General features: G+C 71.0%; 12 protein-coding genes. 5 read left to right on the forward strand and 7 right to left on the reverse strand.

Going from position 1 to position 13,788, the window contains the following annotated elements; genetic code table 11:
* On the reverse strand, positions 1–438 hold a 438-nt coding region (locus AX721_RS00180; protein ID WP_156466926.1), incomplete at its 3' end, for an MFS transporter.
* Positions 439–627: 189 nt separating this feature from the next.
* Here AX721_RS00180 and AX721_RS00185 point away from each other — a divergent pair.
* On the forward strand, positions 628–1,182 hold the full coding sequence (locus AX721_RS00185; RefSeq protein ID WP_068873908.1) for a DUF882 domain-containing protein: 555 nt from the start codon (positions 628–630) through the stop codon (positions 1,180–1,182).
* A gap of 16 nt (positions 1,183–1,198) precedes the next feature.
* Here the strand turns inward: AX721_RS00185 and AX721_RS00190 are convergent, their stop codons facing one another.
* The 5 genes from AX721_RS00190 to epmA all read right to left on the reverse strand — a co-directional run bounded on the left by AX721_RS00190 (position 1,199) and on the right by epmA (position 7,571).
* Positions 1,199–1,486 (reverse strand): hypothetical protein, encoded by a 288-nt coding sequence (locus tag AX721_RS00190; RefSeq protein ID WP_068873909.1) that lies wholly within the window; start codon positions 1,484–1,486, stop codon positions 1,199–1,201.
* Positions 1,487–1,497: 11 nt separating this feature from the next.
* The gene (locus AX721_RS00195; protein ID WP_068873910.1) at positions 1,498–3,003 is read right to left on the reverse strand and encodes a murein L,D-transpeptidase; all 1,506 of its coding nucleotides are present in this window, start codon (positions 3,001–3,003) and stop codon (positions 1,498–1,500) included.
* 151 nt (positions 3,004–3,154) lie between these two features.
* The gene (locus AX721_RS00200) at positions 3,155–4,177 is read right to left on the reverse strand and encodes a lysine-2,3-aminomutase-like protein (RefSeq protein ID WP_068873911.1); all 1,023 of its coding nucleotides are present in this window, start codon (positions 4,175–4,177) and stop codon (positions 3,155–3,157) included.
* A gap of 64 nt (positions 4,178–4,241) precedes the next feature.
* Positions 4,242–6,506 (reverse strand): CHASE domain-containing protein, encoded by a 2,265-nt coding sequence (locus tag AX721_RS00205; protein ID WP_068873912.1) that lies wholly within the window; start codon positions 6,504–6,506, stop codon positions 4,242–4,244.
* Between the two features lie 51 nt (positions 6,507–6,557).
* Entirely contained in the window at positions 6,558–7,571 is a 1,014-nt protein-coding gene (gene epmA / locus AX721_RS00210) for an EF-P lysine aminoacylase EpmA (RefSeq protein WP_068873913.1), read from the reverse strand.
* Positions 7,572–7,685: 114 nt separating this feature from the next.
* On the opposite strand from epmA, the gene efp reads away from it, so the two are divergent.
* The 4 genes from efp to AX721_RS00230 all read left to right on the forward strand — a co-directional run bounded on the left by efp (position 7,686) and on the right by AX721_RS00230 (position 13,365).
* Positions 7,686–8,252, forward strand: a complete 567-nt coding sequence (gene efp, locus AX721_RS00215; protein WP_068873914.1) for an elongation factor P — start codon at positions 7,686–7,688, stop codon at positions 8,250–8,252.
* A gap of 80 nt (positions 8,253–8,332) precedes the next feature.
* Positions 8,333–9,100, forward strand: coding sequence for a sulfite exporter TauE/SafE family protein (locus AX721_RS00220; RefSeq protein ID WP_068873915.1), 768 nt, complete (start codon positions 8,333–8,335; stop codon positions 9,098–9,100).
* Positions 9,101–9,160: 60 nt separating this feature from the next.
* On the forward strand, positions 9,161–12,430 hold the full coding sequence (locus AX721_RS00225) for a S41 family peptidase (RefSeq protein WP_068873916.1): 3,270 nt from the start codon (positions 9,161–9,163) through the stop codon (positions 12,428–12,430).
* Positions 12,427–13,365 carry a hypothetical protein gene (locus tag AX721_RS00230; RefSeq protein ID WP_068873917.1) on the forward strand — a complete coding sequence of 313 codons (939 nt, stop codon included), beginning with the start codon at positions 12,427–12,429 and terminating at the stop codon, positions 13,363–13,365. The genes AX721_RS00225 and AX721_RS00230 overlap by 4 nt, the downstream gene beginning before the upstream one ends.
* Here the strand turns inward: AX721_RS00230 and AX721_RS00235 are convergent.
* A complete protein-coding gene (locus tag AX721_RS00235) occupies positions 13,362–13,775 on the reverse strand; it encodes a VOC family protein (protein WP_068873918.1) in 414 nt (137 codons plus the stop codon). The genes AX721_RS00230 and AX721_RS00235 overlap by 4 nt on opposite strands.
* Positions 13,776–13,788 lie beyond the last annotated feature (13 nt).

The raw sequence follows: 13,788 nt of genomic DNA on the forward strand, positions 1-13,788 counted from the left end.
GATCAGGACCGCCCCGCCCCACTCCCCGCCGACGGCGAAGCCCTGGATCAGGCGCAGCGCGATCAGCATCACCGGCGCCCAGACGCCCACCTGGTCGTGCGTGGGCAGGCAGCCGATCAGTACCGTCGCCGCGCCCATCATCACCAGGCTCAGCATTAGGAGGCGCTTGCGGCCGATCCGGTCGCCGAAGTGGCCGAAGACGATGCCGCCCAGCGGCCGCGCCACGAAGCCCAGGGCATAGGTGCCGAAGGCCAGCATGGTGCCAACCAGCGGCTCGGAGGCCGGGAAGAACAGCCGGTTGAACACCAGCGCCGCGGCCGTCCCGTAGAGGAAGAAATCGTACCACTCGATGGTGGTGCCGATCATGCTGGCGGCCACCACCTTGCGCAGCGTGGCCGGCGACGAGACGGCCCGGTCCGGACTGGAGGTCGAACTCATGGACGCTTCCCCTGGAGGGCGCTCTGACGGCGCCGGTTCGGGCGAACCTGCGGGCGGTTCGGCGTCAGCGCAAGGGGCTGCCCAAGGCCCGGGCGTTCGGCGGCCTCTCGTCGCACCGCAGCGCCGGTAGTCTTGACGTTAAGGATTGGCCGGCCATCTTGCACCCTTTCCGACGGCCCCGGAGGCTAGATGCCGAACCTCGACCGCCGCAGAGCGCTGCTTACGTTTGGGGCCGCCGCGGGCCTTGCCGCGATCGGAGCCCCCGCCTGGGCGCGGAACCTGGACGTCTGGGAGCCGCGGCGCGCGATCCTGGACAACCTGCACACCGGCGAGAAGTTCAACGAGGTCTATTTCGCCAACGGCAGCTACCTGCCCGACGCCCTGGCCGAGGCCACCCGCGTGATGCGCGACTGGCGGACGGGCGAGACGCGCTTCATCGACCCTGGCCTCTTCGACGCCCTGCACGCGATCCGCGGCAAGCTGGAGACGCAGGCTCCGTTCCAGATCATCTCCGGCTATCGCTCGCCCCGCACCAACGCCATGCTGCACAGCCGTTCCAGCGGCGTCGCCACCAACAGCCAGCACACGGTCGGCAAGGCCATCGACGTGCGGGCGCCGGGCGTAGACCTGCGCAACCTGCGCAACGCCGCCCTCGCGGTCGGCGCCGGCGGGGTCGGCTTCTACCCCACCTCGAACTTCGTCCACGTGGACACGGGCCGCGTCCGCCAATGGCAGGGCAGCTAGAGCCCGGCCAGCCCTTCTAGGTCGGCGGCGTCTCGGCCGGCGGGTCCGGCTCGATCGTGGTCATGCCGGTTGCCGCCGCATCGTCCTCGATCTGCTGCTCCTCCGGCGTGAGCTGGACCGGCGCCGGGGGCGGCGGGGGCGCGGCGTCGGCCTTCGGCTCAGGCGCCGGCGGCGGTGGCTCCACCGCGGGCGCGGGCTCCGGCGCCCTGGGGGCCGCCTTGTCGAAATCCAGGCTCCGGCTCACCGCCAGCGCCACCAGGACCGCCGCGCACGCGGCCGCGATCCACAGAACCTTCTTCAGCATCTAAGGCCCCCTCAGACCTTCGTACCCGAGGCCAGCACGCCCACGCGCTGCAGCAACTCGCGGTCCCAGTTATACGGGTCCGATCGGAAGTGCATCTGCCCATCCGCGCCGCCGAAGGCCGTCCAGTAGAGGATGTAGACCGGGACCTGGGCCGCCAGCCGGGCGCGGACCGTCTTGTCCCCCTCCAGCTGCCTGTCGATCGCTTCGGTGGTCCAGGTCGTATCCCCGTTCAGCAGCGCCTCGGCCAGGGCCCGCGGCTTCTCGACCCGCACGCAACCGTGGCTGGCTTGACGCGCATAGAGGTCGAAGCCGCCCTTGGACGGGGTGTCGTGCAGATAGACCGCGAATGGATTGTCGAAGTCGAACTTGAACCGGCCCAGGGCGCTCTGGTCGCCCGACGCCTGTTGCAGACGGGGCTGCCCGCCCTCCACCGGGATGATCCGATAGCCGTTCCGGGCCAGGTAGCCAGGGTTCGCCCGCTCCTTCGGCCATAGCTCCCGCTGCGCGATGCCCGAAGGCACGTTCCAGGGCGGATTGATCACCACGCTGTGGATCGACGAGACCAGCATCGGGGTCTCGTCGCCCGGCTTGCCCGAGACGGCCTTCATCGACAGCACCGGCTTGTCGTCCCGGAACAGGGTGACGATGGCCGCGCCCGTGTTCACCTGGACCCTGGTGGCCGGCATGGTCGCCGGCATCCAGCGCCACCGCTCCATGTTGGCGATGATCTGCAGGATGCGCTGGCCCACCGGCTGGTTCAGATAGGCCAGGGTGTTGTTGCCGACCACGCCGTCGGGCTTCAGGCCATAGCGCCGCTGCGCGCGGATCACCGCCTCCTGCAGCGCCTTGTCGAACACCGCGCCGCCCGCGGCGGCCACCTGGGGATCCTCCACCGCCAGCCGCGCGCGCAGGGCCGCGACCCGCGGGTCGCTGACACCGAGCTCCATCTTCGGCCCCTCGGCGATGGTCTTCCAGCCGCCGTCGGCCGCGATCTCGCGGTAGCGGACCAGGCCGCGCTTCAGCGCGGCGTAGCCGGAGTAGCGGGGCTGCAGGCTGTCCAGCCAAGCCTGCAGCCGTCCTTCGGTCAGCGCCTTCGCCAGTTCGGGCCGGGGGTCGTAGACCGCGGGGCGCACTTGCCACAGCGACGGGAACTTGTCGGGCTCCATCCGCCCCACGCGCACGTCACGCGCATAACGGATGAGGCCTTCGGTCAGGGCCGCCTGCTGGGCGGCGGTCGGGGCAGCGTCCTCCGCCAGCCCCTCGGGCGCGTAGGCCTTGGGCTGCAGGCCGTGCAGGTCCGCGTTCCGGAGGACCTTCAGGGCGACCTGCGCCTGCTCGGGCGTCAGCGCCGGGATTTCGACAGGCGCCGGCGACGGGGCCGCAGCAGGGGGAATCGCCAGGACCTGCGGCGGCGGCTGAGGCTGGGCGAGCGCGAACTCTCCCAAGGCCAGGGGCGCCAGAGAGGCCAAGGCCAGGCAGCGCCCGATGCGTCCGCCCCGCGAGCCATACGCGCCCATGATGTCTATCCGGTCCTCTGGTTGTGACGGGGATAGCTACGGTCCCCGTGCGATCTTGGATGAACGCATATCTGGGCCGAGCGGACCCATGTGTCGATGGGGCCACACACTGTGGCCGCGACACTGTCACCGGCGCGCAACAGCGAACGCGTTATCCGGACAGATAGGCGTGGGCGGCGCCTTGCGGATCGATCACGGTTTCGCCCTCCACATAGCAGGGCCCCACCGGCGCCTTGCCGTGGCCGCCGGGGATGTCCAGCACATAGGTCGGCTGGCACAGGCCCGAGACCCTGCCCCGCAGTTCGCGCATCAGCGCCTGGCCTTCGGCGATGGTGGTGCGGAAGTGGGCCGTGCCCGGCGCCAGGTCGGCGTGGTGCAGGTAGTAGGGCTTGATCCGCAGCTCCACGAACCGGCGCAGCAGCCGCTCCAGGGTCGCCGCGTCGTCGTTGACGCCCTTCAGGAGCACGGTCTGGCTGATCATGGGAACGCCCGCATCGAGGATGCGCGCGCAGGCCGCCGCCGCCGCGGGCGTCAGCTCGTCGGGATGGTTGGCGTGCAGGCCCACCCAGGTGGTCTTGCCCGGCGCCTTCAGCGCGGCGACCAGCTCCGGGGTGATCCGGTCGGGATCCACCGCCGGGACGCGGGTGTGAAAGCGCACGACCTTCACGTGCGGGATCCTGTCCAGGCGCGCCATCAGGTCGGCCAGGCGCCGCGGCGACAGGATGAGCGGATCGCCCCCCGTGACGATCACCTCCCAGAGGGCGGGATCGCCGGCGATATAGGCCATCGCCGCGTCCAGCTGCTCGGGCGACAGCGGCCGCACGCCTTCGGGGCCTACCATCTCGCGCCGGAAGCAGAAGCGGCAGTACACCGCGCAGGCGTGGTTGGCCTTCAGGAGGACGCGGTCGCGGTACCGGTGGACGACGCCCTCGACCGGGCTGTGGGCCGCATCGCCGATGGGATCGGCGCGCTCCTCCGGCTGCTGGTCCAGCTCGGCGGCGGTGGGCACGAACTGGCGCGCCAGGGGCTGATGGCCCGGGATCAGCTCGGCGAGGGCCGGTGTGATCGCCACCGCATAGCGCGAGGCGACGCCCTCCAGCTCGGCCAGCCGGTGCGGTTCGACCAGGCCGGCGTCGGCGAGGTCGCGGGGCGTACGGAGCGTGCGGGCGGTCATGGCGGGCCGCATATGGCCCCTGCGGGTCCGCGCGGCAAATGCGGCCCCTTGGCCCAGCCTGGCTTCAGGCCGCACGGTCCTCGTCCAGCGCCTGGCGGACGCGATGGGCCAGCTGGGCGATCGTGAAGGGCTTAGCCAGCAGCGCCGCCTGCACGGCTTCCGCGCCGCTGACGTCGCGGGCGTAGCCGGTCGTGTAGAGCACCTTCAGCGCCGGCTTCGCCGCACGGGCCCGCTCGGCGAGCTGCACGCCGTTCATCCCCGGCATGAGGATGTCGGTGAACAGCAGGTCCGCGGCCGGCGCCTCGGCCAGCCGCTGCAAGGCCTGGTCCGCGTCCGACGCCTCGGTCACGTCGTAGCCCAGCTCGCGGAGGCTCTCGACGGAAAGCCGGCGGACCTCGGGCTCGTCCTCCACCACCAGCACCGCTTCCCCCCGGCGCGCGCGCGGCAAGGGACCGTCGGCGGGCGCCGGGACCTTGGACGCCAGTTCGCCGGCCCAGCGCGGCAGGTAGATCGTGACGGTCGCCCCGGCCCCCGCGACCGAGCGGATGGTGACCGCTCCGCCCGACTGGTTGACGAAGCCGTAGACCTGGCTCAGCCCCAGGCCGGTGCCCTTGCCGACCTCCTTCGTCGTGAAGAAGGGCTCGAAGGCGCGCTCGATCACATCGGGGGTCATCCCCTCGCCGGTGTCCGCGATCCGGATGGTCACGAACTCGCCGGCGGGCGGCGCCGCAGGGTCGCCGGCGGCCGGATCGTGGGTGTTCGAGGTGGAGACCGTCAGGCGCCCGCCGTCCGGCATCGCGTCACGCGCGTTCACGGCCAGGTTCAGGAGCGCGTTCTCCAGCTCGGCGGCGTCGGCGCGCACCGGCCAAAGCCCGTCCGCCAGGGCGGTCTCGATCGCCACCCGCTCGCCCAGCGACCGGCGCAGCAGCTCGGTCATCCCGCCGACCAGCTCGTTCACGTCCAGCGGCTCGGGATTCAGCCGCTGCCGGCGCGCGAAGGCGAGCAGGCGGCCGGTGAGCGTCGCCGCGCGCGCCGCCCCCTCCGCCGCATTGTCCAGGTAGCGCGTCACCCGGGGATCCTCCGCCCCCGTCAGCCGGCGACGCGCCATGTCCAGGCTCCCGATGACGATGGCCAGCATGTTGTTGAAGTCGTGCGCGATGCCGCCGGTGAGCTGACCGATCGCCTCCATCTTCTGCATTTGCCGCACCTGGCTTTCGGCGGTCTCGCGGCGCGCCATCTCGTCACGCAACTCGGCGACGGCATTGGCCAGTTCGCCGGTGCGGCGCGCGACGCGGTCCTCGAGGCCGGCGTTCACCTCGCGCAGCTCCATCCTCGCCCGCTCCGCCAGCAGGGCGGCCCGCGCCTGCATCAGCACCGCGAAGGTCAGCGCCAGGGTGATCGCCGCGCCCAGCCCGGCCGTCCAGTAAACGAGCGAGCGGTTGCTGCCGGCGTCGAAGGCCGGCCGCGTGCGGATGGCCAGAGTCCAGGTCCGGCCCGCCACCGGCACCGCGCGCAGGACCTGCGGCCTCGCCGCGGGCGCGGCGGTCTCGAACAACAGGTTCTCCCGTCGCGTCGCGCCGTCATAGACCGAGACGTCCACCAGCCGATCCGGCCGGGCGGGGAACACCGTCTGCAGCAGATCGCCGCTTCGCAGCGGGCTGTAGACGAAGCCGCTGAGCCGCGGCCCCTGCGCGCCGGCGTTCGTGACCGGCAGGAACATCAGCACGCCGGGCTGGCGGTAGCGCCCCGGCTCCTGGACCAGGGTCACGGGCCCAGACATGGCGAGGTCGCCCCCGGCCGCCGCACGCTGCATCGCTTCGCGGCGGGTCGCCTCGCTGAACATGTCGTAGCCGATGGCGGGCGCGTTCCGCCGTTCGGGCGAGAGATAGACGATGGCGGTGTAGGGCGGCCGCCTGCCCGCAGGCCAGACCCGGAAATTGGACTGCCCCCGCCGGCGCATCTCGGCTTCGAGCTCGGCGCGGGCTTCGGCGTCCGGCAGCCAGACCGAATAGCCGATGCCCAGCACGCCGGGGTAGCGGGTGCCCAGGCCCAGGCGTTCCACATAGGCGGAGAACTCCGCGGCGGTGACGTCGTCGCTGGCGGCGAACAGGCCCGCCACGCCGCGCAGCAGCGCGCTATGTCCTTCGAGCCGCTCTTCAAGCGCAGCGACCGCCTCGTTGGCTTCGAGCCGGAGCCTGGAGGCGTCGCGCGCGTCGTTCACGTCGCGCAGTTGCAGCGCGGTCAGCAGCGTGGCGACCGTGCCGACCAGCAGGACCAGGGCCGGGACGATCAGGTGGGGTAACCAGCGATAAAAGCTTAGCTTTGCCACCCCTCAAGGGGTCGGCGCCCGCCCTGCGGTGTCAAGGTTAAAGCCGACACTTCAAGCCACCGGCGTCCAGAGCACCTGCTCAATTCGGGTAGCGCCGGTCGCCAGAATGACCAGGCGGTCGAAACCCAGCGCGCCGCCACTGGCGGGCGGCATCAGCGCCAGCGCGTCCAGGAAATCCTCGTCGATGGGATAGGTCTCGCCATAGAGGCGCTGCTTCTCCGCCATCTCGATCTCGAAGCGGCGGCGCTGCTCGGCCACGTCGGTCAGCTCGCCGAAGCAGTTGGCGAGCTCGACGCCACAGGCATAGAGCTCGAACCGCTCGGCCACCCGCGCATCGGACGGCTTGGGCCGCGCCAGCGCCGCCTCGGAGACCGGGTATTCGCACAGGATGGTTGGCCGCCCGTGGCCCAGGTTAGACTCGACCTTTTCCACGATGATCCGGCTGAAGACGTCGGCCCAGGTGTCGTCCTCGGCCAGCCGGATCCCGCGCGCCCGCGCCTGGGCCGGCAGGTCGCCGAACAGGTCGATCCCGGCGTATCGCGTAAAGGCCTCCGCGACCGTCAGCCGCTCCGGCGCCGCGAAGGGGTCGGACGAGCGGCCACGCCAGGTGAACGCCGTGGCGCCCGCCGCCTCCGCCGCTCTCCGCATCAGGGCGGCGCAGTCGTCCATCAGCACCTCGTAGGCGGCGCCCGTCCGATACCACTCCAGCATCGTGAACTCGGGATGGTGCAGCGGCCCCCGCTCGCGGTTCCGCCACACCTTGCCCAGCGTGAAGATCGCCGGCTCGCCCGAGGCCAGCAGCTTCTTGCACGCGAACTCCGGCGAGGTGTGCAGGTACATGGGTCGCGCCCGGCCATCCGTCGCGAGCGCCTGGGTGGCGAAGGCGTGCAGGTGCGCCTCGTTGCCGGGCGAGACCTGCAGCCCGGCAGTCTCCACCTCGACCAGCCCCTCGGCCTCCAGCCAGGCGCGGACGGCGCGGGTGATCCGGCCCCGCGCGGCGAGGAACGGCTGGCGGTCCGGACGTCTGCGCGGGTCCCACCAGGGGCTTTCGGGAGATACGCTCAAGGCCTGCGACCACGCGGGGGGCTGGAGATTTCGGCGCACATCGCTATAGGGGCGACACAAGAATTTCATCAGCGGAATCGCATCAGCGCCTCCGCCGCATCACCGAGGTTTCCCGTGAAAGTCTCCGCCAGCTCGCTGCGCAAGGGCGCCGTCGTCGATCTCGAGGGCAAGCTCTACGTCGTGCTCAGCGCCGAAAACATCCACCCCGGCAAGGGCACGCCGGTGACCCAGCTGAACATGCGCCGCATCTCGGACGGGGTGAAAATCTCGGAGCGCTACCGCACCACCGAGACGGTCGAGCGGGCCATCGTCGACGACCGCGACTACACCTTCCTGTACCAGGACGGCGAAGGCTTCCACTTCATGAACCCCGAGAACTACGACCAGGTCGTGGCCTCGGAGGACATTATCGGCGACGCCGCCCCCTACCTGACCGACGGCTGCACGGTGAAGCTCTCGACCCACGACGGCGTGCCGATCGCCATCGAACTGCCGCGCCTGGCGACCTTCGAAGTCGTCGAGACCGAACCGTCGGTGAAGGGCCAGACCGCGTCCTCGTCGTACAAGCCGGCGATCCTGTCGAACGGCCTGCGGACCATGATCCCGCCCTACATCGGCCCCGGCACCAAGATCGTCGTGCTGACGGAAGACGGCTCCTACCAGGAACGCGCGAAGGACTGAGATCCCGCACGCCTTCTGGGGTAGTCTTTAGAGGTTCTGGGCTGGCCGCGAGGCCGGCTTGGCCCTAACAGCGCCGCTGGATGGATCCTGATTTCTGGCTCTTCGCCGCCGTCGGCTTCGCGGCGCAACTGGTCGACGGCGCCCTGGGCATGGCCTACGGCGTCATCTCGACCACTGTGCTGCTCAGCTTCGGCGTCAGCCCGGCCAATGCCTCGGCCAGCGTCCACGCGGCCAAGGTGTTCACCGGCGCGGCCTCCGGCGCCTCGCACATCGTCTACCGCAACGTGGACTGGAAGCTGCTGGGACTGCTGGCCGGCGGGGGCGTGCTGGGCGGCGTCTTCGGCGCCTATGTGCTGACCTCCGTACCGGGCGAGGCGGTCAAGCCCTATGTGGTGGGCTGGCTCTTCCTCATGGGTCTGGTGATCCTGTACCGCGCCTGGCGGCAGGCGCGGCCCAAGGTGTTTTCCTGGCGCTCGCCCTTTCCCCTCGGCCTGGTCGGAGGCTTCTTCGACGCTATCGGCGGCGGCGGCTGGGGCCCGGTGGTGACCAGCTCGCTAATGGGCGCCGGCGCCGATCCGCGCAAGGCCATCGGCACCACCAACACCGCCGAGGTGTTCGTCGCCGCGGCCACCTCCGCCGCCTTCCTGGGCAGCCTCCTGAGCGGTCACTGGGAGACCGAGGGCCTGCGCGACCTGCTCTGGTCCCTGGCCGGCCTGATCGCCGGCGGCGTGGTCGCCGCGCCGATCGCGGGCTGGATGACCAAGGTCCTGCCCCTGCGCCTGCTCACCTGGATCGTCGGCTTCGTGGTGACAGCCCTGGCGGTGTGGCAGGGCGCGGGGCTGCTGTAGCCGCTGACGTACCGGCGAATTGCGATACACAAGGTTCGCTGAAGCTTCGCGAGTGCGACCATGATCTTCCGTCGCGGCCTGGGCCGCCTGCTGTTCGCCGCCGCTGCCATCGCCCTCGCCGCACAGGCCCACGCCGCCCCCAGGCCCACGCTTGCCGAACCTTCGCTGTCACCCGACGGGACCGAGATCGCGTTCGTCTCGGGGGGCGACATCTGGACCGTTCCGGCCTCCGGCGGCGCGGCGAGCCTCCTGGTCACGGATGCGGCGACCGAGGGACGGCCGCTCTTCTCGCCCGACGGCCGAGAGCTGGCCTTCACCTCCACCCGGGCTGGGGCCGCCAACATCTATGTGCTGACCCTGGCCACGGGGAAGGTGCGCCGGCTCACCTTCTCCGACTCCAACGAGCAGCTCGACGGCTGGTCCCGCGACGGCCGCTGGATCTATCTCTCCGGCGCGGCGAACGACGTCGCCCGGCAGAATGACGTCTATCGGGTGGCCGCGACCGGCGGCACGCCGCTGGAGGTCAGCCGCGAGCGCTACCTCAACGAGTTCAACGCCGCGCCGTCTCCCGACGGACAGACCATCGCCCTGATGGCCAAGGGCATCTCGTCCGGCCAGTGGTGGCGCAACGGCCACAGCCACATCGACGAGGCCGAGCTCTGGCTGAAGCCCATCGCGGCGAACGCCCCGTACCGCCGCCTGCTGGGCGCCACGTCCAAGCGCCTCTGGCCCATGTGGGCCGCCGACGGGCGCAGCCTCTGGTTCATGAGCGACGAAGGCGGAACCGAGAACCTCTGGCGCCTGCCCCTGGACGGCGGCGCCCCCACCCAGGTCACCCGGTTCACCGACGGCCGCCTGCTGTTCCCGGCCATCGGCTACGACGGCCGCAGCATCGTCTTCGAACGCGAGTTCGAGATCTGGCGGCTCGACACCGCCACCGGTGTGGCGGCCAAAGTCCCCATCGCCTTGCGCGGCGCGCCCGCCGCGGCGGGGGAGCGGCGGCTGGTCGAGAGCAGCTTCCGCAACCTCGTCCTCTCGCCGGACGGCAAGAAGCTGGCGGTCATCGCCCACGGGGAGGTCTTCGCCGCGCCCGCCAAGGACGGCGGCCAGGCCCAGCGGATCACCGAGACCCCCGGCGCCGAGAGCGACCTGGCCTGGTCGCCCGACAGCCGCCGCCTCGCCTATGTGGCGGAACGCGGCCGCGCCAGCCAGGTGATGGAGTACGACTTCGCCGCCCAGAAGGAGCGCGCCCTCACCGCCCCCAGCGATTTCGACGCGGCCCCCGCCTATTCGCCCGACGGCAAGATGCTGGCCTATGTCCACGGCACGCGGCAGCTGCGGGTGATCTCGCTCGCCGCCGGAGGCCGCGACGCGGTGCTGTTCGAGGGGGCCCTCGACCGCAACGAGGGCTCGAAGATCGCCTGGTCGCCCGACTCCAAGTGGCTGGCCTTCGGGGTCACCGACCGCAAGTCCTTCCGCAACGTCTGGGTCGTCCCGGCCGCGGGGGGCCCGGCCCGGCCGGTCAGCTTCCTGGCCAACGGAAACGCCGCCGACCAGATCGCCTGGTCGCCCGACGGCAAGTACATCGTCTTCGACAGCGGCCAGCGCAGCGAACCGGCCCGGATGGTCCGCGTGGACCTCCTGCCCAACACGCCCAAATACCGCGAGGACGCATTCCGCGACCTCTTCAAGGCGACGCCGCCCGGCGCCCCGTCGCCCAAGTCCGACCCCAAGGACAAGACTTCGTCCGCCAAGCCGGCCGCCTCCGAGGGCGAGGCCGAGGCTGAAGGCGACCTCCAGGACGAGGCGCCGGCGCCGAAGGGTAAGACCCCCGTCGTCCGCATCGTCTTCGAAGGCATCCGCGAGCGGGCGACCTTCATTCCTCTGGCCGGCTCGGCCGAGGAGCCGGTGATCAGCCCCGACGGCAAGACCCTCGTCTACCGCGGGCGACAGGGCGATCAGCAGAACCTGTTCAGCTACAGCCTGGACGAGCTGGCCAAGGAGCCGCCGGCCTCGCGACAGCTCACCGGCGGCCGGCGCGTCAAGCGCGACTACGCCTTTAGCCCGGACTCGAAGGAGCTCTACTATCTGGACGGGGGCCGGGTCAGCGCGACGCCGCTCGCCAGCCCCAAGCCGCGGTTCGTCGACGTCACCGGCGAGCTGGTCGTGCGCTTCGAGGCGGAGAAGCAGGTGGTCTTCGACCAAGCCTGGTCCACCCTGAACCGCGCCTTCTACGACGAGACCTACCATGGCAAGGACTGGGCGGCCCTGCGGGCGCGGTTCGAGCCCTTCGCCCAGGGCGCCCAGACCCCGGACGAGCTACGCCGGGTGATCAATCTGATGATCGGCGAGCTCAACGCCTCGCACTCGGGGATCAATCGCCCGTCCGAGGGCTTCGGCTCCCAGCCCGCCTCGCGGGTGGGCGATCTCGGCCTGCGCTTCGACCGCGAGGCCTACGAGGGCGGCCGCGGCCTGGTCGTGCGCGAGGTCGTCGCCCTGGGACCCGCCGACATCGAGGGCTCGATCAAGCCGGGCGACATCCTGACGGCCGTCGACGGCAAGCCGGCCGGCCCGGGCGCCAACCTGGACAGCCTGTTGCTGGACCGGGCGGGCAAGCGCACGGTGCTGACCGTCTCCACCGGCGGGACCGCGCGCCAGGCGGTGGTGCGGCCCGTGGCGCCGGCCGTCGCGGCCGGCCTTCTCTATCGCCAGTGGGTGAACGACCGCCGGGCCTATGTGGAGAAGGCCAGCGGCGGGCGACTGGGCTACGTCCACATCCTCGACATGAGCTCGGCCAGCCTGGACCAGCTCTATATCGACCTCGACGCCCAGAACCAGGGCAAGGAGGGCGTCGTCATCGACGTGCGCAACAACAACGGCGGCTTCATCAACGGCTACGTCCTGGACGTCTTCAGCCGCCGGAACTTCCTCACCATGACCCCCCGCGGCCTGTTCGGCGTGCCCAGCCGGCAGAACCTGGGCCAGCGGGCCCTGGGGCTTCCGACCATCCTGGTCACCAACGAGAGCTCGCTCAGCGACGCCGAGGATTTCACCGAGGGCTACCGCTACCTCGGCCTGGGCAAGGTGGTTGGCGTGCCCACGGCCGGCTGGATCATCTACACCGGCGCCCAGGGCCTGATCGACGGCTCGTCGGTCCGCGTTCCCTTCATCCGCATCCAGGGCGCGGACGGAAGGGACATGGAGCTCAATCCCCGACCGGTGGACATCCATGTCGAGCGCCCGCTGGGCGAGACCCTCACCGGCCGGGACAGCCAGCTCGACACGGCCGTGGCCGAGTTGCTGAAGGGCCTGGGGCCCATCCGCCCATGAACAGCGCCGACGAGAGGCTCGACCTCGCCTGGCGCGTCGCGCCGGCCACCATCGCCTTCATCCTCCGGGTCGAGGCGGCGAGCCGGAACACCCGGGACATCGTCGATGGCTTGATGTTCGCCGCGATCCAGGCGTCGAACGTGTCGGGCATCAACGCCGACCCCGAGCTCCAGGTCCGCTACGCCACCCTGATGGACGCGCCGCCGGACGAGCTGCGCCGGCCCGTCAGCGTCAGCGCCATCGCCCACTCGCTCCGCATGCCCTTCGAAACCGCGCGACGGCGGGTCCAGGCGCTGGTCCGCATCGGCGCCCTGACGGTCACGCCCAAGGGCGTGCTTGTCTCGCAGCAGGCGCTCGGCTCGCACCTCTTTCTGGCCAACGTCTTCCTGCGCCACGAGGTGCTGCGCGATTTCTATTTCGAGATGAAGCTCCTGGGCGCCGCGCCCCACGGCGCGCCGGGCGCCCGCCTCGCCTCGCCGGAGCCGCCCGTCCGGCTCACCAACCGGCTGATCTGGGAATATATGCTGCGCGTCGCCGACGCCCTGGGTGTGGCGGTGGGCGACGCCACCAACGGGGTCATCCTGCTGGCCATGATCCATCGGAACACCGCGGGTTTCGGCCCGGCCGAGTTCGCCGCCTGGACGCAAGATCCGGTCGGACGCGGCCAGCCCGTGCGCAACGGGACCCTGGCGGCCGCGCTCAACTTCTCCACCGAGACCCTGCGCCGCCATGTCATCGCCCTGGAGGCGAAGGGCTATTGCGTGCGCGGGCCGCGTGGCCTGCTGGCCGTCGAGCCGCCGGCAGCCCGCTTGGGACTTGAGCGAATGGTCCTGGACAACCTCGCCAACCTCCAGCGCCTCTTCGCCCACCTCAACCAGTTCGGCGTCTGCGCCGCCTGGGAGCAGGACGCCCGCCCGGCCTCGGCGACCGCCTAGGCAGCCGCCATGTGGCGATCCCAGAACCCTTCCGCCGGCTCCACCTGCTCGACCACGTCCACCCACAGGCCCGAGGGATCGTGGAAGCCGAAGCGGAGCTGGCCGAAGGGTTCGCGCGTCAGCGGATAGGTCACCGGCAGGCCCGCCGCCAGGGCCTCGTCGCAGGCTGCGGCGGCGTCCTCCACCTGCAGCTCCAGACACATGCCCTTGCCAGAAAACGCCTCGGGCCCCGGGGGAGCCGACGGGTGGTCGGGGTGCATGAAGGCCAGGGTGGCGCTCTCGCCCTCCGCCTGCAGCAGGACGAACCAGCTGGCCTCGAAGACCACCTCGAACTTCAGGCCCAACCAGAAGTCCCGGCACTCGCCCAGCCGGGGCGTGACGATGATCGGATAGCGGTCCACGAAGCGCATGAGGGCCTCCTTG

Origin of the sequence: Phenylobacterium sp. CCH9-H3, assembly GCF_001557235.1 — a bacterium.
In the GTDB taxonomy this organism is placed as follows: Bacteria; Pseudomonadota; Alphaproteobacteria; order Caulobacterales; family Caulobacteraceae; genus Phenylobacterium.